Source organism: Streptomyces inusitatus (assembly GCF_014651115.1).
Lineage (GTDB): Bacteria > Actinomycetota > Actinomycetes > Streptomycetales > Streptomycetaceae > Streptomyces > Streptomyces amakusaensis.
Map to the genome: position 1 here is coordinate 72,349 of NZ_BMWG01000021.1, position 22,970 is coordinate 95,318.

General features: G+C 72.0%; 20 protein-coding genes and 1 tRNA gene. 16 read left to right on the forward strand and 5 right to left on the reverse strand.

The annotated features are described in order from the left end of the window. Positions 1-3 precede the first annotated feature (3 nt). Positions 4-546, forward strand: coding sequence for an AAA family ATPase (locus IE247_RS26000; RefSeq protein ID WP_190125715.1), 543 nt, complete (start codon positions 4-6; stop codon positions 544-546). 78 nt (positions 547-624) lie between these two features. Here IE247_RS26000 and IE247_RS26005 read toward each other — a convergent pair. Next, positions 625-699: transfer RNA gene (locus IE247_RS26005), tRNA-Cys, on the reverse strand. Between the two features lie 172 nt (positions 700-871). Here IE247_RS26005 and IE247_RS26010 point away from each other — a divergent pair. From IE247_RS26010 to IE247_RS26030, 5 genes are all read left to right on the forward strand, one after another. Continuing rightward, complete coding sequence (locus IE247_RS26010; RefSeq protein WP_190125716.1) at positions 872-2,329, forward strand: MFS transporter; 1,458 nt, start codon at positions 872-874, stop codon at positions 2,327-2,329. Positions 2,330-2,386: 57 nt separating this feature from the next. Further along, complete coding sequence (locus IE247_RS26015) at positions 2,387-2,584, forward strand: Arc family DNA-binding protein (protein ID WP_190125785.1); 198 nt, start codon at positions 2,387-2,389, stop codon at positions 2,582-2,584. A gap of 3 nt (positions 2,585-2,587) precedes the next feature. Continuing rightward, positions 2,588-2,968 (forward strand): type II toxin-antitoxin system death-on-curing family toxin, encoded by a 381-nt coding sequence (locus tag IE247_RS26020; protein WP_190125717.1) that lies wholly within the window; start codon positions 2,588-2,590, stop codon positions 2,966-2,968. A gap of 162 nt (positions 2,969-3,130) precedes the next feature. Next, positions 3,131-4,924: a DEAD/DEAH box helicase gene (locus tag IE247_RS26025; protein ID WP_190125718.1), complete on the forward strand. Its 1,794-nt coding sequence runs from the start codon at positions 3,131-3,133 to the stop codon at positions 4,922-4,924. Between the two features lie 250 nt (positions 4,925-5,174). Next, complete coding sequence (locus IE247_RS26030; protein ID WP_190125719.1) at positions 5,175-5,816, forward strand: IclR family transcriptional regulator; 642 nt, start codon at positions 5,175-5,177, stop codon at positions 5,814-5,816. A 288-nt stretch (positions 5,817-6,104) separates the two neighbouring features. On the opposite strand, the gene IE247_RS26035 is transcribed toward IE247_RS26030, so the two are convergent. Beyond that, the gene (locus IE247_RS26035) at positions 6,105-6,692 is read right to left on the reverse strand and encodes a dihydrofolate reductase family protein (RefSeq protein WP_190125720.1); all 588 of its coding nucleotides are present in this window, start codon (positions 6,690-6,692) and stop codon (positions 6,105-6,107) included. Between the two features lie 592 nt (positions 6,693-7,284). Here IE247_RS26035 and IE247_RS26040 point away from each other — a divergent pair. Next, on the forward strand, positions 7,285-8,073 hold the full coding sequence (locus IE247_RS26040) for a hypothetical protein (protein WP_190125721.1): 789 nt from the start codon (positions 7,285-7,287) through the stop codon (positions 8,071-8,073). A 13-nt stretch (positions 8,074-8,086) separates the two neighbouring features. On the opposite strand, the gene IE247_RS26045 is transcribed toward IE247_RS26040, so the two are convergent. Beyond that, on the reverse strand, positions 8,087-8,560 hold the full coding sequence (locus IE247_RS26045) for an Lrp/AsnC family transcriptional regulator (protein ID WP_190125722.1): 474 nt from the start codon (positions 8,558-8,560) through the stop codon (positions 8,087-8,089). Between the two features lie 121 nt (positions 8,561-8,681). On the opposite strand from IE247_RS26045, the gene hppD reads away from it, so the two are divergent. The 5 genes from hppD (at position 8,682) to IE247_RS26070 (ending at position 14,187) form a co-directional block, all read left to right on the forward strand. Continuing rightward, positions 8,682-9,827: a 4-hydroxyphenylpyruvate dioxygenase gene (gene hppD / locus IE247_RS26050; RefSeq protein WP_190125723.1), complete on the forward strand. Its 1,146-nt coding sequence runs from the start codon at positions 8,682-8,684 to the stop codon at positions 9,825-9,827. A 96-nt stretch (positions 9,828-9,923) separates the two neighbouring features. Then, the gene (locus IE247_RS26055; protein WP_373305607.1) at positions 9,924-10,652 is read left to right on the forward strand and encodes a response regulator transcription factor; all 729 of its coding nucleotides are present in this window, start codon (positions 9,924-9,926) and stop codon (positions 10,650-10,652) included. After that, positions 10,639-12,633, forward strand: a complete 1,995-nt coding sequence (locus IE247_RS26060) for a sensor histidine kinase (protein WP_373305608.1) — start codon at positions 10,639-10,641, stop codon at positions 12,631-12,633. The genes IE247_RS26055 and IE247_RS26060 overlap by 14 nt, the downstream gene beginning before the upstream one ends. A 131-nt stretch (positions 12,634-12,764) precedes the next feature. Next, the gene (locus IE247_RS26065) at positions 12,765-13,376 is read left to right on the forward strand and encodes a hypothetical protein (RefSeq protein ID WP_229869356.1); all 612 of its coding nucleotides are present in this window, start codon (positions 12,765-12,767) and stop codon (positions 13,374-13,376) included. Positions 13,377-13,536: 160 nt separating this feature from the next. After that, entirely contained in the window at positions 13,537-14,187 is a 651-nt protein-coding gene (locus IE247_RS26070) for a class F sortase (protein ID WP_190125725.1), read from the forward strand. Between the two features lies 1 nt (position 14,188). Here IE247_RS26070 and IE247_RS26075 read toward each other — a convergent pair whose 3' ends face one another. Next, complete coding sequence (locus IE247_RS26075) at positions 14,189-15,661, reverse strand: tetratricopeptide repeat protein (RefSeq protein WP_190125726.1); 1,473 nt, start codon at positions 15,659-15,661, stop codon at positions 14,189-14,191. A 108-nt stretch (positions 15,662-15,769) separates the two neighbouring features. On the opposite strand from IE247_RS26075, the gene IE247_RS26080 reads away from it, so the two are divergent. Next, the gene (locus tag IE247_RS26080; RefSeq protein ID WP_190125727.1) at positions 15,770-17,137 is read left to right on the forward strand and encodes an FAD-binding oxidoreductase; all 1,368 of its coding nucleotides are present in this window, start codon (positions 15,770-15,772) and stop codon (positions 17,135-17,137) included. 34 nt (positions 17,138-17,171) lie between these two features. Here IE247_RS26080 and IE247_RS26085 read toward each other — a convergent pair whose 3' ends face one another. Beyond that, entirely contained in the window at positions 17,172-17,672 is a 501-nt protein-coding gene (locus IE247_RS26085; protein ID WP_190125728.1) for an SsgA family sporulation/cell division regulator, read from the reverse strand. 283 nt (positions 17,673-17,955) lie between these two features. On the opposite strand from IE247_RS26085, the gene IE247_RS26090 reads away from it, so the two are divergent. The 3 genes from IE247_RS26090 (at position 17,956) to IE247_RS26100 (ending at position 22,939) form a co-directional block, all read left to right on the forward strand. After that, positions 17,956-19,413 (forward strand): RDD family protein, encoded by a 1,458-nt coding sequence (locus IE247_RS26090; RefSeq protein WP_190125729.1) that lies wholly within the window; start codon positions 17,956-17,958, stop codon positions 19,411-19,413. A gap of 79 nt (positions 19,414-19,492) precedes the next feature. Next, positions 19,493-20,176 carry an RDD family protein gene (locus IE247_RS26095; RefSeq protein WP_190125730.1) on the forward strand — a complete coding sequence of 228 codons (684 nt, stop codon included), beginning with the start codon at positions 19,493-19,495 and terminating at the stop codon, positions 20,174-20,176. Positions 20,177-20,512: 336 nt separating this feature from the next. Then, positions 20,513-22,939 (forward strand): immune inhibitor A domain-containing protein, encoded by a 2,427-nt coding sequence (locus IE247_RS26100; protein ID WP_190125731.1) that lies wholly within the window; start codon positions 20,513-20,515, stop codon positions 22,937-22,939. The last annotated feature ends 31 nt before the right edge of the window (positions 22,940-22,970 follow it).

Genomic DNA, 22,970 nt, shown 5'->3' on the forward strand with positions numbered 1-22,970 from the left:
TCCATGATCGAACAACTGTCCTCGTCCGTCGTCCTCATCACCGGGATCATGGCCTCCGGCAAATCGACCGTCGCCCAGGCCCTCGCCGAGCGGCTGCCGAGAGCCGCGCACATCCGGGGCGACGCCTTCCGGCGGATGACGGTCTCCGGCCGTGTCGAGATGGGCTCACCCGACGAGCGCGAGGCCCTCGCGCAGCTCCGGCTGCGCCACCGCCTCGCCGCCGGGGCCGCGGACACCTACGCGGAGGCCGGCTTCACCGCCGTGGTCCAGGACATCGTCATCGGCGACGACCTCGCCGCCTATCCCGCCCTCGTCCGCACCCGCCCCCTCCACCTCGTTGTCCTCGCCCCCACCCCCGCCGCCGTCGCCGCCCGCGAGGCGGCCCGCCCCAAGACCGGCTACGGCCCCGACTGGACCGTCACCGCCCTCGACACCCTCCTCCGCGAGCACACCCCCCGCCTCGGCCTCTGGCTCGACACCAGCGACCAGACCCCCGAGGAGACGGTGGACACCCTCCTCGCGCGGCTCCCGGAGGCCCGGGTCTGAGCGGAGTGCCCCGGCCGTCCGGATACGCCGAAAAGCCGGTCCGGCACCGTTTCGCTTCGGTGCCTGACCGGCCTTTCATGGAGGCCGTGGCGGGAATCGAACCCACGTAACTCGCTTTGCAGGCGAGTCCCTGAACCACTCGGGCACACGGCCGTGTGCTTGAACTGATCAAACCGTAGGCCGCCCCACGGGCCCCGCTCAAGGGATCAAGGCACCCCGCAATACGACTGCCACACGCCGTTCACAGGCCCTAGGACCAAGGGACCAGCCCCGGTCCCACCCGGGGACAGGGTTCATATTCGGTCATGCCCCTTACGCTTGGCCCATGACCGCCCTGGAACCCCGTGACGCCGAGGTCACGCCGCCCATAGCCGAAACCCCTGATCAGCACCCGCGGGGCGGGATTCTCGGGCGGGAGTACCGGGCGCTGAGCATCGGCATCATCGCCGTCGTGCTGCTGATCGCCTTCGAAGCGACCGCCGTGGGCACGGCGATGCCCGTGGCGGCGCGGGAGCTGGACGGGATCGGGCTGTACGCGTTCGCCTTCTCCTCCTACTTCACGACGAGCCTCTTCGCGATGGTGCTCTCCGGGCAGTGGGCCGACCGGGACGGACCGCTGCGGCCGCTCGCCACCGGCATCTCGGCGTTCGCGGTCGGACTGCTGCTCTCCGGCACGGCGGGCACCATGTGGCTCTTCATCCTCGGCCGGGCCGTGCAGGGCCTCGGCGGAGGGCTGGTCATCGTCGCGCTGTACGTGGTCATCAGCCGGGCCTACCCGGAGAAGCTGCGGCCCGCCATCCTGGCCGCGTTCGCCGCGAGCTGGGTGATCCCCTCGGTCGTCGGCCCGCTCGCCTCCGGCACCGTCACCGAGCAGCTCGGCTGGCGCTGGGTCTTCATGGGCATACCGGCCCTCGTCGTCTTCCCCCTCGCCCTCGCCCTCCCCGCGATCCGCCGGATGACCACCGGCCCCGCCGACCCGACCGCGCCCCGCCCGGCCTTCGACGCCCGGCGGATCCGGCTCGCGCTCGGCATCTCCCTCGGCGTCGCCCTCATCCAGTACGCGGCCCAGGACCTGAGCTGGCTCTCCCTCCTCCCACTCGCCCTCGGCACCGCCCTGATGGTCCCCGCCGTCCTCGGACTGCTGCCCAGGGGCACCTACCGCGCCGCGCGCGGCCTGCCCTCCGTCGTCCTCCTCCGCGGCATCGCCGCCGGATCCTTCATCGCCGCCGAATCCTTCATCCCGCTGATGCTGGTCACCCAGCGCGACCTCTCCCCGACCATGGCGGGCCTCTCCCTCGCGGTCGGCGGCGGAACCTGGGCGCTCGGCTCCTTCCTCCAGTCCAGGCCCCGTATGGAGCCCCACCGCGAGAAGCTCACGACCATCGGCATGGTCCTCGTCGCCGCCGCCATAGCCGCCGCGCCCAGCGTGCTGATCCACTCCGTGCCCGTCTGGGTCCTCGGCCTCGCCTGGGGCATCGGCTGCTTCGGCATGGGCATGGTGATCGCCTCCACCAGCGTCCTGCTCCTGAAGCTCTCCGCCCCCGAAGAAGCCGGCGCGAACTCCGCCTCCCTCCAGATCTCCGACGGCCTCTCCAACGTCATGCTCCTCGCCGCCGGCGGCGCCGCCTTCGCCGCCCTCGGCGGCGGCACCGTCGCAGGCCACACCGCCACCGCCGTCGGCGAGTCCCAGCCCGCCGCCTTCGCCGTCGTCTTCCTCCCCATGGCCCTCGTCGCCCTGGCCGGCGCCTGGGTCGCCACCAGGCTGCGCGTACGGGAGGCCTGAGAGGCCAGACGACTGGTACCAGAATGACCCCACTTTTGGTACCGTCGTGGTATGGCCATGAATCTGCGTCTCCGTGACGACCAGCAAGAGGCCCTCAAGCTCCGCGCCGAGGAGGAGGGCCGCAGCATGCACGCCCTGGTGCTCCAGGCGATCGACCGCTATCTGGAGCAGGAGACGGACCGGGAGTCGGTCCGCCGCCTCGGGGCGAAGTACGCCAACCACCACGCCGGGCTGCTGCGCCGCCTGGGGGAGTAGCCGGTGAAGTACCTGACGGTCCAGGAGGCCCTGGACCTGGCGGAGCTGGCCTGCGGGGGGCCCGTCGCCGTGCGGGATCTCGGGCTGCTCAGCTCCGCCGTGCACCGGCCCCAGTCGCAGATGTTCGGCATCCAGGCGTACACCGACCCCTTCGAGAAGGCCGCCGCCCTCCTCCAGTCCCTCGCCGTCAACCATCCCCTGGTGGACGGCAACAAGCGCATGGCGTGGATGTGCACGGTGGTCTTCCTCGACATCAACGGCGCGGACATGGTCGCGGTCGACCAGGACGCCGCGTACGGCCTGGTCATCGAGGTGGCCACCGGCGCCCTGGAGGAAACGGCCCGGATCGCCGCCCGGCTGCGGAGCCTTCACGACGCCCAGTGACCCCCCGTACCACCCCCGTAGGGAGCCCGAAAACCCCCCGCTGTGAGGCGGGTCTCAACCCCGGCGCAACCGTCTCGTCCGGCCCGGGCCGGGGTTCCGGCACCGGTAGGGTGGCCCGGTTGTCATACCTGTCGTGACTGGACCAGCGCCGAACCGGAGACCGTGACTACTACCGCCTCCCACTCCCACCACCTCTCCCCCGCCTTCCCCGGTAGGGCCCCCTGGGGCACCGCCGGGAAGCTGCGAGCATGGCAGCAGGGGGCCATGGAGAGATACCTCCAGGAACAGCCCCGGGACTTCCTCGCCGTAGCCACCCCCGGGGCAGGAAAGACCACCTTCGCGCTCACCCTCGCCTCCTGGCTGCTGCACCACCATGTCGTCCAGCAGGTGACCGTCGTCGCGCCCACCGAGCATCTGAAGAAGCAGTGGGCGGCCGCCGCCGCCCGTATCGGCATCAAGCTCGACCCCGACTACAGCGCGGGGCCGCTCAGCCGCGAGTACCACGGTGTCGCCATCACCTACGCGGGTGTCGGCGTCCGCCCCATGCTCCACCGCAACCGCTGCGAGCAGCGCAAGACCCTCGTCATCCTCGACGAGATCCACCACGCCGGTGACTCCAAGTCCTGGGGCGAGGCCTGCCTCGAAGCCTTCGACCCGGCCACCCGGCGGCTCGCCCTCACCGGCACGCCCTTCCGCTCCGACACCAACCCGATCCCCTTCGTCACCTACGAAGAGGGCAACGACGGCATCCGCAAATCCTCCGCCGACTACACGTACGGCTACGGAAACGCCCTCGGCGACGGCGTCGTCCGGCCCGTGATCTTCCTCAGCTACAGCGGCAACATGCGCTGGCGCACCAAGGCCGGCGACGAGGTCGCCGCCCGGCTCGGCGAGCCCATGACCAAGGACGCCGTCTCCCAGGCCTGGCGCACCGCGCTCGACCCGCGCGGCGACTGGATGCCCAATGTGCTGCGCGCCGCCGACCGGCGGCTGAGCGAGGTCCGCAAGGCGATCCCCGACGCCGGCGGGCTCGTCATCGCCGCCGACCAGGACTCCGCGCGGTCCTACGCCAAGCTCATCCGGGAGATCACCGGAACCAGAGCCACCGTCGTCCTCTCCGACGACACCGGCGCATCCAAGCGGATCGACGAGTTCAGCGAGAGCGAAGACCGCTGGATGGTCGCCGTCCGCATGGTGTCCGAAGGCGTCGACGTCCCCCGCCTCGCCGTCGGCGTCTACGCCACCACCATCTCGACCCCCCTCTTCTTCGCCCAGGCCGTGGGCCGCTTCGTACGATCGCGCAGACGCGGCGAGACCGCCTCCGTCTTCCTCCCCACCATCCCCTCGCTGCTCGGCTTCGCCAACGAGATGGAGGTCGAGCGCGACCATGTGCTCGACCGGCCCAAGAAGGACGGCGAGGAGGAAGACCCCTACGCCGAGTCCGAGAAGGAGATGGACGAGGCCAACAAGGAGCAGGACGAGGACACCGGGGAACAGGACAGCCTGCCCTTCGAGGCCCTGGAGTCCGACGCCGTCTTCGACCGGGTCATGTACAACGGGGCCGAGTTCGGGATGCAGGCCCACCCCGGGAGCGAGGAGGAGCAGGACTACCTCGGCATCCCCGGGCTCCTCGAACCCGACCAGGTGCAGATGCTCCTCCAGAAGCGGCAGGCCCGGCAGATCGCCCACAGCCGCAAGAAGCCCGACGACGAGGCCGACCTCCTCGAACTGCCCGCCGAGCGGCGGCCCGTCGTCTCCCACAAGGAACTCCTCGAACTGCGCAAGCAGTTGAACACCATGGTCGCCGCCTACGTCCACCAGAGCGGCAAACCCCACGGCGTCATCCACACCGAGCTGCGGCGGGTGTGCGGCGGACCGCCGAGCGCGGAGGCCACCGCCGGGCAGATCCGGGAGCGGATCAAAAAGGTCCAGGAATGGGCCACTCGGATGCGCTGAGGCCGAAAGCCGACGGAATCCGGGCCGTATCGCAGCGCGACGCCCGGATTCTGGACGAGGTCTTCCGCTGAGCGGACCGGCTCGCTACTGTCCCGGGCAACACAAGCGCCCCGTGGCAGCGCCGCCGCGGAGCCCAGTCGGTGTGCCTTGGCCTGCCGGCGGGCCTCTGGGGGGCGCGACGCCATCGTCATCGGCGTCGCGCCGCACCGCCATGGGATCCGCCGTCACACACTCCGAAGGAGAGGGCGTCGTGACCGCGGAGACTTCCCAGACGCTCGACCGAGGACTGCGCGTCCTCAAACTGCTCGCCGACACCGATCACGGTCTGACCGTCACCGAGTTGTCCACTCGGCTCGGCGTCAACCGGACCGTCGTCTACCGGCTGCTCGCCACGCTGGAGCAGCACGCACTCGTCCGCCGCGACCTCGGCGGGCGGGCCCGCGTGGGGCTCGGCGTGCTGCGGCTCAGCCGACAGGTGCACCCGCTGGTGCGGGAAGCCGCGATGCCCGCGCTGCGGGCGCTCGCCGAGGACATAGGAGCCACCGCGCACCTCACCCTCGTGGACGGCGCCGAAGCACTCGCCGTCGCCGTCGTCGAACCCACCTGGACCGACTACCACGTCGCCTACCGGGCCGGATTCCGGCACCCGCTGGACCGGGGAGCCGCCGGACGGGCGATCCTGGCCGCGCGCCAGGGGAACCCGGACGAGCCCGGGTACACCCTGACCCACGGGGAGTTGGAGGCGGGGGCGTGCGGGGCGGCCGCGCCGCTGGTGGGGGTGACGGGGATAGAGGGCAGTGTGGGGGTGGTGATGCTCGCGGAGTCCGTCCCGGAGCGGGTCGGGCCCCGGGTCATGGACGCCGCCCGTGAGGTCGCGGACGCTCTTCGCTGAAGCGGGGGGCGGTGCGGGTCCGGTGTTCGGGTTACGGGTCCGCTCCGGGCCCGGGTCCGGGACTGCTTTCCTCACCGCGCTCCGCGCGAGCTGCGCCGCTTTACGTCCCGGCCCCGGTCCCTGCGCGGCCCCTTCGCGTGTACGTCGGCGATCTCCGGGCCTTGGGTCTTGCACGGCCTCTGCGTGTGTACGTCGGCGACTCCCGGCCTTGGTCCTGCGTGGCCCCTTCGCGTGTACGTCAGCGGACTCCCGGCCCGTACGTACGACATCGGCGAGTACGGCCGCATCTCAGCGGCGGGTGAAGTGGGTGACCGTGACGTCGTTGTCGAACGAGGTGCGGTCGGTGACCCTGAAGAGAGTGGGGTCGAACGCGCCGCTGAAGGCCGGGATCCCGGAGCCGGCGACCACGGGGTAGCTCTTGATGATCAGTTCGTCGATCTCGGGCAGCAGCGCCCCGGCGAGGATTCCGCCGCCGCAGAGCCAGATGTCCAGCCCTTCTTCCCGCTTGAGCTTCTGGACCAGGGCGAGCGGGTCGTTCGGGACGACCGTCACCGCCGGGTCGGTGTCGGGCGCGAGCGTGCTGGACACGACGTACTGCCGCAGATGCGCGTACGGACTGGTGAAGCCCGCCGCCACACCCGGGCCGTAGGCCCCGAGCCCCATCAGCACGGTGTCGAAGCGCCGGTTGGGCGCGTCCGCCAGGCCCTGGGCCTCCCGGGCGAAGTGGGGGACGGTCTCGGGGTAGCGGGCATTGATCCACGAGGAGTAGGCGGCGGCCTGCTCCTCGTCGCCGAGCGGGTAGAAGTCGTACTCCCCGCCGGGGCCCGCGATGTATCCGTCGAGGGAGACGGCGATGTAGTAGACGAGCTTGCGCAATGCGATACCTCTTCCGGAGTACTGCGAGTGAAGTGGTTTGAACGTAGTACTACGAGTGGAGTGGTGTCAATGGTTCTTCTCGCGGCTCGGGGTCGAGCGTGCTCAGCTCCTCGCCGGTCACGACCAGGTCGTCCCAGAGGACGGTGCGGTCGAATCCGCTGTCCTGGTGACGGATCGCCCGGACGGAGAGGATTCGCTGGTCGGCGAACCGGTGAAAGGGGAAGCCGGGCCGATGTCGTACGTACGGGCCGGGAGTCCGCTGACGTACACGCGAAGGGGCGCACGGGACCCAAGGCCGGGAGTCACCGACGTACACACGCAGAGGCCGTGCAAGACCCAAGGCCCGGAGATCGCCGACGTACACGCGAAGGGGCCGCGCAGGGACCGGGGCCGGGACGTAAAGCGGCGCAGCTCGCGCGGAGCGCGGTGAGGAAAGCAGTCCCGGACCCGGGCCCGGAGCGGACCCGTACCCCGACCACCGGACCCGCGCACCACCCGACCCCGCACCGGGCCGAGGCCGTCCAGACGCGGCCGCGTCGATCATCCGTCGATGCTTTCACGGGGCCGGTGCCGTCACCGATAGATTGGCGCTGTGCTCTCCCGCCTCACGCGCACCCGCGCCATCGCCCTCAGTGCCGTCCCCGTCGCCGCCCTGCTCGCCGTCGCCGCGTTCGCGCCGCTGCCGTATGTGATCGCGCAGCCCGGGGCCACCGTGAACGTCCTCGGTGAGCACCAGGGCAGCCCGGTCATCTCCATCACGGGCGCGCCCGTGCGGGAGACCGAGGGGGATCTGCGGATGACCACCATCGTCGCCACCGGGCCCGACGCTGATGTGGATCTCGGGGATGTGGCCGACGGGTGGTTCCGTACCGACCGCTCGGTGATGCCCCGGGACACCGTGTATCCGGCAGGCAAGTCGGACGAGCAGGTCGCGGAGCGGAATCTCGCGGACATGGCGGACTCCCAGCATGAGGCGACGCTGGCCGCGCTCTCCTATCTCGGGCGGGACCCGAAGAAGGTGAAGGTCACGCTCCGTCTCGCCGATGTCGGCGGGCCCAGCGCCGGGCTGCTCTTCTCCCTCGGGATCGTCGACAAGCTCGACGGCGACGGCTCCGGCGGCGACCTCACCGGCGGCCGGGACATCGCGGGCACCGGCACCATCGACGCCGACGGCGACGTCGGCCCCGTCGCCGGGGTGGCGCTCAAGACCCAGGCGGCCAAGAGGGACGGCGCGGAGGTCTTCCTCGTGCCCAAGAGCGAGTGCGAGGCGGCGAAGGCGGGGGAGGCCAAGGGGCTCAGGCTGGTCCCCGTCACCGATCTGAAGGGCGCGGTGGAGTCGCTGCGGGCCCTGGAGAAGGGCGGGAAGGTTCCCTCCTGCTGAGACCATCCGCTTTTTACGGGGGAGGCCCGGCCGCCTGCTCCACCAGCGGGATGATGCGCAGCCGTACGGGGTTCTCCATCACGATCGCCGTCGACGCCCGCATGATCCCCTCGAACCCCACCACCCGGTCGATCACCCGCTGGAGATCGGCGTTGGAGCGGGCCACCAGCCGGCAGAGCATGTCCCCGTGCCCGGTGGTGGTGTGCAGCTCCAGCACCTCGGGGACGGTCGCCAGATGGGCCCGCACATCCGCGCCCTGCCCCTGTTTGATCTCCAGCGTGGCGAACGCGGTCACCGGGTAGCCGAGCGCCGCCGGATCGACGTCGGGGCCGAAACCCCTGATGACGCCGTGCGCCCGCAGCCGGTCCAGCCGTGCCTGCACGGTGCCGCGCGCGACCCCCAGCCTGCGGGAGGCCTCCAGCACCCCGATCCTCGGCTCACGCGCCAGCAGCACGATCAGCCGCCCGTCCAGATGATCGATCGCCATGGAGCCCTCCGAGTGGTCATCATGTACAGAAAGCATCACCGTTCTGGGACCGCTCTAGTCATATTGCCCAGTCAAAACGCGAACTATTGCGCACCTTGTGGATCGGGTGGAGCCTGCGACTATGACTGAGACCATTGATCATCACCTGACCACCGCGCGCGAGGCAGACCCCTTCCCGGTGAAGGGAATGGACGCGGTCGTCTTCGCCGTCGGCAATGCCAAGCAGGCGGCGCACTACTACTCCACGGCCTTCGGCATGAAGCTGGTCGCCTACTCCGGACCGGAGAACGGCAGCCGGGAGACCGCCAGTTACGTCCTGGAGAGCGGGTCCGCCCGCTTCGTCCTCACCTCGGTCGTCAAACAGGCCGGCGAGTGGGGCGCCTTCCTCGCCGAGCATGTCGCCGAACACGGCGACGGCGTGGTCGACCTGGCCATCGAGGTCCCCGACGCCCGGGCCGCGTACGCCTACGCCGTGGAGCACGGCGCACGCGGGCTCGCCGAGCCGTACGAGCTGAAGGACGAGCACGGCACGGTGGTGCTGGCCGCCATCGCCACCTACGGGAAGACCCGGCACACCCTGGTCGACCGCTCCGGCTACGACGGCCCGTACCTCCCCGGCTTCGTCGCCGCCGAGCCGATCGTCGAGCCCCCGGCGAAGAGGACCTTCCAGGCCATCGACCACTGCGTCGGCAATGTCGAACTCGGCCGGATGAACGACTGGGTCGCCTTCTACAACAGGGTCATGGGCTTCACCAATATGAAGGAGTTCGTCGGCGACGACATCGCCACCGAGTACTCCGCCCTGATGTCCAAGGTCGTCGCCGACGGCACCCTCAAGGTCAAGTTCCCGATCAACGAACCCGCCATCGCGAAGAAGAAGTCCCAGATCGACGAGTATCTGGAGTTCTACGGCGGCGCGGGCGTCCAGCACATCGCCCTGGCCACCAACGACATCGTCTCGACCGTGCGCGCCATGCGCGCCGCCGGCGTGCGGTTCCTGGACACCCCCGACTCGTACTACGACACCCTCGGCGACTGGGCGGGCAAGACCCGGGTGCCCGTCGAGACGCTGCGCGAGCTGAAGATCCTCGTCGACCGCGACGAGGACGGCTATCTGCTCCAGATCTTCACCAAGCCGGTGCAGGACCGGCCGACCGTCTTCTTCGAGATGATCGAGCGGCACGGCTCGATGGGCTTCGGCAAGGGCAACTTCAAGGCGCTCTTCGAGGCGATCGAGCGCGAGCAGGAGAAGCGCGGCAACCTCTGAGCGGGCCGCTTTCGGGCATCGGCCGGGCGTCGGCCGGGCGGGGCCGCGACGACCCGCCCGGCCTCGCGTGCGGTGCGCTGCCTACGATCGGGACCAATGTGCGCACTAGTGATGATCGCCGAGGACGACGAGAAGCAGGCCGAACTGGTCCGCCGCTATCTCGAACGGGAGGGCCACAGCGTCACCCTCGTACGGGACGGCCGGGCCGCCGTCGAAGCGGTCCGCCGCAGACCGCCCGATCTGCTCGTCCTCGATGTGATGATGCCGAAGGTCGACGGCCTCGACGTGCTGCGCATCCTGCGGGCCGAGGAGTACGGACTCCCGGTGCTGATGCTCACCGCCCGCTCCACCGAGGACGATCTGCTGCTCGGACTCGACCTCGGGGCCGACGACTACATGACCAAGCCCTACAGCCCCCGCGAGCTGATGGCCCGCGTCCGCACCCTGCTGCGCCGCACCCGGGCGCCCGCCGAGGTGAGCGCCCCGCCCGCCGAACCCGTACTCACCGTCGGCCCCCTCGTGGTGAACCCGCACCGGCACGAGGTCACCGTCGGCGGCGCGCGGATCGACTGCACCCCAGGCGAGTTCCGCATCCTGGCGGCGATGGCGGCCGAGCCGGGCAGGGTCTTCACCCGTAAACGGCTCCTGGAGGAACTCCACGGCTTCGCCCGCTACATAGGCGACCGGACCGTGGACGTCCACATCATGAATCTGCGGAAGAAGATCGAACCCGCGCCCCGCAGACCCGCGCTGCTGCTCACCGTCTTCGGCGTCGGCTACAAGATGGCCGCCCCGGAGCGGAAGACCGACCGTGCGCGGGCGTGAGCGCAGGCGGGCCGCCCGGGAGGCCCGGGCCGCCGGGCAGGAGCACCGGCAGCGCAGACTGCCGCTCCGCAAGAGCCTGCTGGGCCGCCTCCTCGCCGTCTCCGCGCTGGTGGCGGCCTGCTCGGTGGCGGCCACCGCCTGGCTCGCCGTCCAGACCACCTCCGGCGCCATCAAGCGCGAGCAGGGCCAGAACCTCACCGACAGCGCCCGTGTCTACGACGCCCTGCGCGGCCACGCGGCGACCAACGCCCAGTGGGACGGCGTCGAGAGCACCGTACGAGAGCTGGCCCGCACCTACGACCGCCGGATCGCGCTGACCACCCGGGACCGGCGGATCATCGCCGACTCCGCCGCCGGGGGCGAGAGCGCGCCGCCCGCCCTGCCCGCCCAGCCGTCCGCCGTGGTCGACCCGCTCAGCTCCGACAGCGCGCTGGTCGCCGACCCCCAGCAGCCGGGCGGCCGGGCCGCGGACCGGATCGACCCGCGCGCCGTCGGCCCCTTCCGGCTGCCCCAGCGGGAACGCGAGCAGCTTCGGAAGGTCGCGGAGCGCGCCACCCAGTGCCTGCGCAGATTCGGGCTCTCCTCGGACATCGTCGACACCCCCAGCGGCCGCCCCCGGATCCAGATCGTCGGCCACACCGGCGACCGGGTCCCCGGCGACACCCACTGCGGCAAGGACGAACTCGCCGCCCCCACCAAGACCGAGGCCCGCGCGCTCACCGAGCTCAACAGGCTCTCCGACGCCTGCCTCCAGCGGAAGGGACGGCCCGGCGTACGGCTCCGTCTCGACCTGTCCTGGAAGGAGGGGCCCGCGGTGGACGAGCGCTACGCCGGGGTCGACCTCGGCGCGCCTGCCGTGTGGCAGAGCCCCGGCCCCGTCAAACCCCGCGCCGCCGAGCCGGTGCCCCCCGCCGACAGCGCCGCGGACCGCGACATCGCCGGCTGCGTCGGCACCGCCCGCACCGAACAGCTCGGCTCCCACGTCTCCTCGCCCGCGCTGCTCTTCATCGGCGACTCCGACCAGGCGACCGTCCCCGGCTTCGACCTCTCCCCGACGAACACCGCCCGGATCGTCGGCGTCGCCGCCCTCGTCCTCGCGCTGACCGTCGGCGCGACCCTCCTCGCCGCCACCCGGCTGGTGAAACCGCTGCGCGCGCTCACCGGGGCCGCCCAGCGGATGAAGGACGGCGAGAGCGCCGAGCCGGTCCCCGTCACCGCCGACAACGAGGTCGGACGACTGGCCGCCGCCTTCAACGACATGGCCGAGCACCGCGCCCGGCTGGAGGCCCAGCGCCGCGCCATGGTCAGCGATGTCGCCCACGAGCTGCGCACCCCCCTCAGCAACATCCGGGGCTGGCTGGAGGGCGCGCAGGACGGCGTCGCCGAACCTGACGAGGCCTTCGTCTCCTCGCTCCTGGAGGAGGCCGTACAGCTCCAGCACATCATCGACGACCTCCAGGACCTCGCGGAGGCCGACGCGGGAGCCCTGCGGCTGCACCCCGAACCGCTCCGCGCCGCCGAACTCCTCGCCCAGGTCGCCGCCGCCCACCAGGGCCGCGCCGACACCGCGGGCGTCACCCTCCGGGTCGCCCCGCCCGGCCCCGCCCCCGTGCCCCTCCTGCACGCGGACCCGGTCCGGCTGCGCCAGGCCGTGGGCAATCTCGTCTCCAACGCGGTACGCCACACCCCGCCCGGCGGATCGGTCACCCTGCGGGCGTACGAGGACGGGAAGCGGCTGCTCGCGCTGGAGGTCGCCGACACCGGGCAGGGCATCGCCGCCGCCGACCTCCCGCATGTCTTCGACCGGTTCTGGCGCGCGGAGAAGTCCCGCAACCGGCGCACCGGAGGCAGCGGGCTCGGCCTCGCCATCGTCCGCAAGCTGATGGAGGCGCACGGCGGCTCGGTGGGTGTGACGAGCCGGGAGGGCGAGGGGACGGTCTTCACCCTCCGGCTGCCGCTGGAGCCCGTCCGGCAGCCCTGATACCCCCACCACAGCGCTCTGACAGGTTCTTCATATCTTCACGCCAGCCTGGCGGTCATGCCGGGTCGTGATCGCGACGCGGCCTCGGCAGCACCCCACAGCCCGAGCTGTAAGCCGGAATGGAGCCACTTGTGAAGACCTACCGTCTCTCCCCGCGCGCCCTGGTCGTCGCCGTCGCGGCGGCCGGCGCGATGATCGTCCCGGCGGGGGCGGCGTTCGCCGACTCGACGCCGACGGCCACCCCCTCCGCGGGCGCCGGGGACACCCGGGAGAAGAAGGCCGCGGCGGCCGCCGAGGAGAGGTGGGCGAACGCCTCCGCCGCCGACAAGGAGGCCCTGCGGAAGAAGGGCGCCACCGCCGGCACCGTCTGGGCCCCCGAGGTCCGCACCCCGCGCGGCGGTGTCGCCGCGGGCGAGCAGCCCAAGGTCAACCTGGGCGACGCCAAGCCCGTCAAGCCCACCGACCGCCGGGCCCCCGCCGTCACCCCGCGCGGCGGTGTCGCCGCGGGCGAGCAGCCCAGGGTGAGCCCGGGCGACGCCAAGTCCACCGCCCGCCCCTCCGCCAAGCCCGCCGACCGCCGGGCTCCCGCCGTCGTCGCCCCGCGCGGCGGCGTCGCCGCCGGTGAGCGCCCCGCCGAGAGCGGCGGCACGACCGGCCTGTTCACCGGCTCGGCCGTCGCCTTCGCGCTCGTCGCCGGTGCCGGAGTCCTCGTGGTCCGCCGCCGCGCCTCCGACACCCCCTGACCCCCCTTCCGCGGCAGGCCCCGCGGAACCCCCCCCCCGGGCGCGGCCCCCCGCCCCCCCCCCCCCCCCCCGCCCCCCCCCCCCGGCGGGCCCCCGGGGCACCCCCCCGCGGGCCCCCCCGCCCGTCGTCGCCCGTCGCCGCCCGGACCTGGAGCCCCTGATGCCCCCGACGAAACCCCGCACCCTCCCGCCCCTGCTGCTCGCCGCACTCGCCCTCGCCGCCCTCACCGGCTGCGCCCAGGACGCCGACGAGACCCTGGACCGCGCCCCGGTCACGGCCGCCGCCCCGACCGCCCCCGCGAACCCGCCGGAGCCGTCCCAGCCGTCCGAGGCGTCAGAGGCGTCCGAACCGAAGAAGGCCGACCGGGCCGCGGCCCCCGTCGAGGTGGCCATCCCCTCCATCGGCGTGAAGAGTTCGCTGATGACCCTCGGCCTCAACAAGGACGGCACGGTCGAGGTCCCGCCGCCCGAGAAGGGCATGACGGCCGGCTGGTACACCGGCGCGCCCGTCCCCGGCGAACCCGGCGCGTCCGTGATCATCGGTCACAACGACACCAAGTTCGGCAAAGCCGTCTTCCACGATCTGAAGAAGATCGACAAGGGCGCGGAGATCGCCGTCCGCAACGACGCCGGAACCACCGCGCGCTTCAAGGTCACCCACACCGAGACCGTCCGCAAGAAGGCCTTCCCGACCCAGCGGGTGTACGGCCCGGTCAACGGCCGCGAGCTGCGCCTCATCACCTGCGACGGAGGCTTCGACGCCGACGGCCACCCGGTGGACAACCTGATCGTCTACGCCACCCGCACCTGACCTAACGCCCCGTCCCCACGGTCCCGGTGCCGCTCGTGGTCCCGGTCCGCTGCCGTACGCCGCCGCCGACCGCGCCGGGCCTGATCAGCCCCTCCCGGCCCGTGATCTTCTTCGGACCGCCCGCGGGCGGCTCGCCCAGCGCCGACAGGGCCGCGCGGGCCGCCGGGGCCAGCAGCGGAGAGAAGTACGGATTGATCCGCAGCGCCTGCCCGATGTCCCGGCGCGCCGGACCGTACAGCCCGAGCGCCCGCTCGATCTCCCCCCGGTGGTACGAGAACAAGGGGCTGCGCGGCCCCTCCTTGGTCGCCCTCTTCGCGTACGGCAGCGCCTCCCGCGCCCGCCCCGCCCGGAACAGCGCCCAGCCCAGCGCGTCCGCCGTCTCGAAGCTGTGCCGACCCCGCTCCCACTCGGCCGTGAGCCGCCGCACCGCCTCGTCGGGATCCCCGTGGTCGGCCTCGTACCGTCCCAGCGTCAGCTCCTGGTTCACCCCGGCCGCCCCGGCCCGCCGGGCCGACTCCAGCACCTCCCCGTACCGCGCCTCGGCCTCGGCGCCGAGCCCCAGCGACTCGCTCAGCTCGCCCGCCTCCAGGGCGTACTCCGGCAGCGGATGCCGGTCCAGCACCGCCCGGTAGTCGCGCAGCGCCTCGTCGGTGCGGCCCAGCGCCGCCAGCGCCCTGGCCCGCCCCGCCAGCGCGGGACGGTGTCCCGCGTCGAGCCGCAGCGCCAGCGCGTAACTCTCGATCGCCTCCCGGGGCTCGCCCCGCTCCCACGCGAATTCGCCGAGCCGGTACAGCGCCGCGGCCCGCTCGGCGCTCCCCTCGGCGGCGGCGACCGCGTCGTGGGCGTTGGCCGAAGCGTCCTCGCGCCAGCCCTTGTCGCGGTAGACCCGGGCGGCCACGCCCCGCGCCTGCGGCCCGTCGTACAGCGCGGTCAGCTTCTCCAGCGACGCGGCGACCGCCTTGTAGTCCCCGAGCCCGCTGTACGCCTCGATCAGCGCCCGGTGCACCGTCCACCGCCGGGGCCGCAGCTTCCGCGCCTGGAGGGCGTGGTCGCGGGCGGCCGTGAAGTCCTGGCGCGCCCCGGCCAGCACCGACAGCCCCAGAAGGGCCTCGGCGTTGCCCTCGGCGGCCGGCAGCAGCTCCAGCGAGCGCCGGAGCGCGCTCTGGGCCCGGGGGAGCGCGGCCCAGTCCGCGAAGCGCGCCCCGCGCTCCGCGTACGCCGTCCCCAGCACCGCCCAGGACTCCTCGTCGTCCTGACGGGTCTTCAGCCACCGCTCCCGCTCGGCGATCAGCGCGTTCAGCTCCGGCAGGGAGGCCGGGGCGCCGACGGCGAACGCCGTCCGGGCGCGCGCGGCCGGACCGGGCGCGGGGCGCGGCCCCTCCCGCTCCTGGGGGGCGATCGCGACCAGCCCGGCGATCAGCGTCGCGGCGACCAGTGTCCCGACGGCGGCGTTCTTCATCCGTTCACTGCCCATGACGCTCACTGTGCGTCAGCGGGCAGTCCATATGATGAACGCGCTCCGTTCGGGGCGGCGGAAGGCCGACGGGTTCACACCGATGGCCCCGGGTGCGAGGCTGGGATCATGGACGATCTCCTCGAACGGCTCCGCGCGGACCTGCCCGCCGAAGCCCTGATCACCGACCCCGATGTGATGGCCTCCTACGCACGGGACATGGCCGGCTTCTGCGAGGCGGGCGTCCCCGCGGCCGTCGTGCTCCCCCGCACGGTCGAACAGGTCCAGCGGGTCATGCGGACCGCCACGGCGCTGCGCGTGCCCGTCGTCCCCCAGGGCGCCCGTACGGGACTGTCCGGCGCGGCCAACGCCAGCGACGGCTGTGTGGTGCTCTCGCTGATCCGGATGGATCGCATCCTGGAGATCAGCGCGGTCGACCGGATCGCCGTGGTCGAGCCCGGCGTGATCAACGCCGATCTCGCCCGCGCGGTCGGCGAGCACGGACTCACCTACCCGCCGGACCCCTCCAGCTGGGAGACCTGCACCATCGGCGGGAACATCGGCACGGCCTCCGGCGGGCTCTGCTGTGTGAAGTACGGAGTCACCGCCGAGTACGTCCTCGGCCTCGACGTCGTCCTCGCCGACGGCCGGCTCCTCACCACCGGCCGCCGCACCGCCAAGGGCGTCGCCGGATACGACCTGACCAGACTCTTCGTCGGATCCGAGGGCAGCCTCGGCATCGTCGTCAAAGCGGTCCTGGCGCTGCGCCCCAAGCCGCCCGCCCGGCTGGTGCTCGGCGCGGAGTTCCCCTCCGCCGCCTCCGCCTGCGAGGCGATCTGCTCGATCATGGAGCGCGGACACACCCCCTCACTGCTGGAGCTGATGGACCGCACCACGGTCCGCGCGGTCAACGCGATGACCGGCATGGGCCTGCCGGAGACGACCGAGGCCCTGCTGCTCGCCGCGTTCGACACCGCCGACCCCGCGGCCGATCTGGCCGCCGTCGGCGAACTGTGCCGCGCGGCGGGAGCCACCGAGGTGGTCCCGGCGGACACCGCCGCCGAGTCCGAACTCCTCCTCCAGGCCCGCCGCACCGCACTGCCCGCACTGGAACGGCTCAAGCCCGCCACGATGATCGACGACGTGTGCGTACCCCGCTCCCGACTCGGCGAGATGATCGAGGGCACCGCCGCCATCGCCGCCAAGCACGGGCTGACCATCGGCGTCTGCGCCCACGCGGGCGACGGCAACACCCACCCGGTCGTCTGCTTCGACCACCACGACCCGGACGAGTCCCGCCGGGCCCGTGAATCCTTCGACGAGATCATGGCCCTGGGACTGGAACTGGGCGGCACGATCACCGGCGAACACGGCGTCGGCCTGCTCAAGAAGGAGTGGCTCGCCAGGGAGCTGGGGCCGGTCGGCGTGGAGCTCCAGCGGGGCGTCAAGCGGACCTTCGACCCGCTCGGCATCCTCAACCCCGGCAAACTCTTCTGAGCACGGGACCCGGCCGCCCAGGCCCTCACCCCGGCTACGCCTCGCCGTCCGACGGCTCGTCGGAGGGCCGGGGAGTCTCCTCGCCCGGAGCGCGGTGCCCCCCGGCCCACAGCTGGTTCGTCCGCCTCGGCGACAGCAGCTCCGCCAGCCTCCCGTCCAGATCGAGCCGCCCGCCCTCCGCGCCCGGCGGCACGATCCTCAGCGTCCGCTCCAGCCACGCCGACACCACCCCCGCCGACACCTCCAGCAGCGCGTCCCCGTCCGGCGAACTGAGCGCCATCAGCACCACGCTCCGCCCCGACACCTTCGTCGGCCAGATCCGCACATCCCCGTGCCCGCACGGCCGGAACACCCCCTCCACCAGCAGCTCACGCGCGAACGTCCAGGTCACCGGGTGCTCCGACCCGATGTGAAAGGTGATGTGCACGGCGTACGGATCAGCCGTCCGATAGGTGAGCCGCGCGGGAACAGGGATGCTGCGCTCCGGCGACAGCACCAGATTCAGCTCCAGTTCACGTTCGATCACGGTGTGCATAAGAGGCTCCCTCGCCCGCTGGGTACAGGGCCCCGATCAGGCCCTCGCGAGGTGAGAGCGGGGTCGCGCCCGCCGATGACGCGACTTTCGACAAGAACTTTCTGTGATCTTGGGGTTACCCGACAGGCTCGGTTCCGAGTCGGCCCCACCGCCCCGGAACGCCTACCGGAACGGAACCTCCCCGGATAGTGGTCGTTACAGCTGGACGGGCCCAGGTGCCCACGAGCGTCTGATAGATGTGGAGCCTTGATCGAGGCTCTTGAGGAGATACGGGACCACGGTGATGAGCGCCCCAACCCCGGCCGGCGGGGACGACAGTCCCCGGCCCGGCTACTACCCGGATCCTTCCATCCCCGGATATGTCCGCTACTGGAACGGCGCCGCCTGGGTGCCCGGTACGAGCAGGCCCGCGCCCAAGACGGGTGAGGTGATGCCGCCGGAGCCGGGCCGGGCCGCCCGGCCGGAGGCGCCCCGCCCGGCCGGGGCCGGACCGGGGGACCGGGCGGAGTCGGCCGCCGCGGAGCGGCTGGAGGAGACCGGGCCGGTCTTTCTCGACGAGGACCCCTCCGACGAGCCCGGACTGCCGGAACCGGCCACCGCCTGGCAGGCGGACACCTCGCGGCAGACCGGCTTCGGCGGCGAGCGGGACCACCGGGTCTCCTGGGGCGGCGGCCAGGACCCGCGCGCCCAGGGGCCCTCCGCTCCCGTGCGCGCGCCCGACGCGGCGGCGGCGCATGTGCCCGCTCCCCAGGGGCCGGTGTCGGCTCCCGGGGCCGCCGACGCCCGGGGACAGGTCCCGGAGAGCCGCGCCCCCGGGCGGGCCGCGGATCCCCGGCTGCCCGCGCAGGGCGGCGACCCGACCGGCGGGCCGCCGGCCGACCGGACCGTCACCATCCGGCCGGTCCGCTCCCGTCCGGAGCCCGGCGAGCAGCGGCCCCCGGCCGAGAGCACCATGACCATCCGCCCCAGGCCCGCGTCCCCGGCCCCGAGCCCGGCCCCGGCCGCACCGCCGGTCCGGCCGCAGCCCCCCGTACAACAGCAACAGCAACAGCAGCAGTACGCCCAGCCGCAGCCGCAGCCGCAGCCGCAGCCCCCGGCGGCCGTCGCCGAGGGGCCGGGCGGCGGCGGGGCCGACTCCTGGGCCCAGCAGGTGCACCGGCTCGCGCGGGCCGACGAGGGGGAGCGGCAGCAGCCCGTCGTCCCCTGGAAGCCCCCGGTCGCCGATCCGTTCCTCCAACTGGCCCAGGCGCAGGCAGCCGCCCGGCCCGCCGCGCTCGGCAGGCGGTTCGCCGCCCGGCTGATCGACACCGTCGTCCTCGGCGCGCTCACCGCGGCCGTCGCCGTGCCCGTGGCGCTGAAGTCCCTCGACCATGTGGACGGCAAGATCGAGGCGGCCAGACAGTCCGGCCGCACCGTCACCGTCTGGCTCCTCGACGGCACCACCGCCGTCCACCTCGGCATCGTCCTCGGCGCGCTGCTGATCCTCGGCGCGCTCTACGAGGCACTGCCGGTCGCCCGCTGGGGCCGCACCCTCGGCAAGCGGCTCTGCGGGCTCAAGGTGGTCGACATCGAATCGCACGAACCCCCGCCGTTCGGGGCGGCGCTGCGCCGCTGGCTGGTGTACGGGGTGCTCGGCCTCGCCGTCGTCGGGGTGCTCAATGTGCTCTGGGGGCTGTTCGACCGGCCCTGGCGGCAGTGCTGGCACGACAAGGCGGCGCACACCTTCGTCACCGGCGGCTGACGGCCCGCCGCACGGCCCGGTTCCCCCGAACGGCACACGAGCTTTTGCGGGGGGACCGGGCTCGGGGTGCACTGCCCTCATGAGCAACGACCAGCCGCCGCCGCCCCCCGGCCCGGGCGGTCCCGAGGACGACCCCTTCGCCAAGAAGCCGCAGGACCCCGCCCCGCCCGGCTCCCCGTACGGCGGGGGCCAGGGCGGCCAGAGCGGCCCGTACGGCGGCGGGATGCCCCCGTACGATCCGAACGCCTACGGCGGCGGCCCGTACGGCGGCGGCCCCGATCCGCTGGCCGGGATGCCCCCGCTCGCCGACTTCGGCAAGCGGCTCGCCGCCCGGATCGTCGACGCACTGATCATCTTCATCCCGCTCTTCCTGCTCTCCCTGATCTTCGGGGGCTGGAACGTCGGCGACAGCGGGGACAGCTGGGACGACATCGCCAACGATGTGAACACCGGACGGCAGTGGGCGTGGTCGCTGATCTCCCTGGTGGCTTATGTCGCCTACGACACCCTCATGGTGAAGAAGGACGGCCAGACCATCGGCAAGCGGCTGTTCAAGCTCCGCGTCGCGCTGCTCAACGACGGCGGCACCCCGGACACCCGCTCCGCGCTGCTGCGTGCCACGGTGCTCTGGGCCCCCGCTCTCATCTGCTGTTTCTGTGTCTGGTGGCTGGTCATCATCATCACGATCATCGCCGACAAGCCCTATCGCCAGGGGCTGCACGACAAGGCGGGCAAGACCGTGGTGGTGACCGTTCCGGCGTGACCCGGGGCCTTTGCCCTCCGATGTTCTCCGAAACCGCGAGGTGAGTCCCGCCTCACTCACGGCCTCGGAGCATAGGGGGCGCACCATGCCATACAGACCTCCGACTGGCCTGTTCCCTCTGCCCTCTGTCCGGTTCTCGCGTATTTGCCGTCTCTTCGGGGGCTGTCCGGATACCGGAACTCCACTTCTGCATAGTGCAGTTGGAATGTCCTAGTCAAGGGTTGTCTTTTCTTCTCCGACTACGGTCGAATGCGGTCACTTGTGACGCGCGCGTCCCTCGGCCGGGCAGCCCCACTCCGGTCTGCGGCGAGGGCGCGGGGGAGGACACCGGAACACGTGACCACCAAGAGACGGACGACCCGAGCGACGGCCGTGATCGTCGCGCTCGCCGCGACCACGGCGGCGGCAGCGGCGTTCAGCACCGCCCAGGCGGGGGATCAGGGATCCCCGGTCCCGGCGGCCAACGGCATCGAGCGCCACGACCCGGCGCCGGGGAAGGACCATGTCGACCACGACCTCGACGGTCCCTTCAGCAAGCAGCAGGCCCAGCAGCGCGAGTCGGCGCTGGAGAAGGTCATATCCGGGGACGCGACCGTGCAGCGGCGCGACGGCTCCAATGTGGTCAAGCTCGACAAGGGCAAGTACGTCGAGCTGGGCCGGGAGAAGACCGACAAGATCTTCACCATCCTGCTGGAGTTCGGCGACAAGGTCGACGACACCACCACGCACGACCCGGACGGGCCGGAGGGCCCCCTTCCGCCGGTGAAGAAGTACGGCGGCACCCCGGGCCCCGCCCACAACCAGATCGCCAAGCCGGACCGCGCGGTCAACAACTCCACGGACTGGCGGGCGGACTACAACCGCAAGCACTTCGAGGACCTCTACTTCGGCACCGGCAAGGACGCGAACGGCGTCGCCAAGCAGTCGGTGAAGACCTACTTCGAGCAGGCCTCCTCGGGCCGCTACTCGGTCGACGGCACCGTCTCCGACTGGGTGAAGGTCGACTACAACGAGGCCCGCTACGGCTCCAACTACTGCGGCGGCAGCAACTGCGACAACGCCTGGGACGCGGTCCGCGACGGCGTCAACGCCTGGGTCCGGGACCAGAAGGCACAGGGCCGCACCGACGCGCAGATCAAGGCGGCGCTGGCCGAGTACGACCTCTGGGACCGCTACGACTTCGACAACGACGGCAACTTCAACGAGTCCGACGGCTATATCGACCACTTCCAGTTCGTCCACGCGGGCGAGGACGAGTCGGCGGGCGGCGGCGCGCAGGGCAAGGACGCCCTGTGGGCGCACCGCTGGTACGCGTACGGCACCGACGCGGGCAAGACCGGCCCGGGGCAGAACAAGGCCGGCGGCACCCAGATCGGCGACACCGGCATCTGGGTCGGCGACTACACCGTGCAGCCCGAGAACGGCGGACTCGGCGTCTTCGCCCATGAGTACGGCCACGACCTGGGCCTGCCCGATCTGTACGACTACTCCGGCCGGGGCGGCGAGAACTCCACCGGCTTCTGGAGCCTGATGTCCTCGGGCTCGTGGCTGGGCACCGGCAAGGGCGCCATCGGCGACCTGCCCGGCGACATGACCTCCTGGGACAAGCTCCAGCTCGGCTGGCTCAACTACACCAAGGCGCGGGCCGCGACGGACTCGACCCACACCCTCGGCGTCTCGGCGTACAACACCAAGCGCCCCCAGGCGCTCATCGTCGACCTCCCGAAGAAGCCCGGCACCACCCCTGTCGTGAAGCCCGCCGAGGGCTCCAAGCAGTGGTGGAGCGACATGGGCGACGACCTGCGGAACACCCTCACCCGTACGGTCGACCTGACGGGCAAGTCCAGCGCCGCGCTGGAGCTGTGGGGCTGGTGGCAGGCCGAGCGGGGTTACGACCACGTCTACACCGAGGTGTCGACGGACGGCGGGGCCAACTGGACCGCGCTGGACGGCACGGCCGACGGCAAGCCGATCACCCGTGACGCCAGCGGCACTCCGGCGCTGACCGGCCGCTCGGGCGCGTACAAGCAGCTGGTCTACGGGCTGGACGCGTACGCGGGCAAGAAGATCGACCTCCGGTTCCAGTACCGCACGGACGGCGCGACGGCCGAGAAGGGGTTCGCGGCCGACGCGATCACCGTCAAGGCCGACGGCGCGCCGCTGTTCACCGACAACGCCGAGGGCGACGACGCGGGCTGGACCGTGAAGGGCTTCTCGCGCATCGGCGACTCCTTCACCAAGGACTACGAGCAGTACTACATCGCCGAGAACCGCCAGTACACCGGCTATGACAAGACGCTGGAGCTCGGCCCGTACAACTTCGGGTTCACCGCCCCGAAGCACCAGTGGGTGGAGCACTACAAGAACCAGAACGGTCTGCTGATCTGGCTCTGGGACACCTTCCAGCGGGACAACAACACCATCCTCCACCCGGGGGCCGGCCAGATCCTGCCGATCGACGCCAACCCCGCGCCGCTGAAGTGGTCGGACGGCACCATGATGCGCAACCGCATCCAGTCCTTCGACGCGACCTTCAGCACCCGGCCGTACGACGCGGTGACCCTGCACCGGGCGGGCGTGCCGACGACGATCAAGTCGCGGCCGGGCAACAGCGTCTTCGACGACCGCAAGGGCGTCTACTGGACCGCCGAGAACCCGACGGCCAGCGTCAAGGTCGCTGACACCAACACCAAGATCTCGATCGTCAAGGAGCCGAAGAACGGCAAGACGATCACGGTCAAGGTTGGTCCCTCGACCAAGTAATTGGCATAACAGCAGGTCAAAGCATGATCGG

Coding starts and splice junctions, on each gene's coding strand:
- IE247_RS26085 (WP_190125728.1), bottom strand. CDS start 17,672: ATGCACACCGTGATCGAACGTGAACTGGAGCTGAATCTGGTGCTGTCG.
- IE247_RS26095 (WP_190125730.1), top strand. CDS start 19,493: ATGAGCAACGACCAGCCGCCGCCGCCCCCCGGCCCGGGCGGTCCCGAG.
- IE247_RS26070 (WP_190125725.1), top strand. CDS start 13,537: ATGCCCCCGACGAAACCCCGCACCCTCCCGCCCCTGCTGCTCGCCGCA.
- IE247_RS26080 (WP_190125727.1), top strand. CDS start 15,770: ATGGACGATCTCCTCGAACGGCTCCGCGCGGACCTGCCCGCCGAAGCC.
- hppD (WP_190125723.1), top strand. CDS start 8,682: ATGACTGAGACCATTGATCATCACCTGACCACCGCGCGCGAGGCAGAC.
- IE247_RS26010 (WP_190125716.1), top strand. CDS start 872: ATGACCGCCCTGGAACCCCGTGACGCCGAGGTCACGCCGCCCATAGCC.
- IE247_RS26015 (WP_190125785.1), top strand. CDS start 2,387: ATGAATCTGCGTCTCCGTGACGACCAGCAAGAGGCCCTCAAGCTCCGC.
- IE247_RS26075 (WP_190125726.1), bottom strand. CDS start 15,661: ATGGGCAGTGAACGGATGAAGAACGCCGCCGTCGGGACACTGGTCGCC.
- IE247_RS26090 (WP_190125729.1), top strand. CDS start 17,956: ATGAGCGCCCCAACCCCGGCCGGCGGGGACGACAGTCCCCGGCCCGGC.
- IE247_RS26055 (WP_373305607.1), top strand. CDS start 9,924: ATGTGCGCACTAGTGATGATCGCCGAGGACGACGAGAAGCAGGCCGAA.
- IE247_RS26045 (WP_190125722.1), bottom strand. CDS start 8,560: ATGGCGATCGATCATCTGGACGGGCGGCTGATCGTGCTGCTGGCGCGT.
- IE247_RS26000 (WP_190125715.1), top strand. CDS start 4: ATGATCGAACAACTGTCCTCGTCCGTCGTCCTCATCACCGGGATCATG.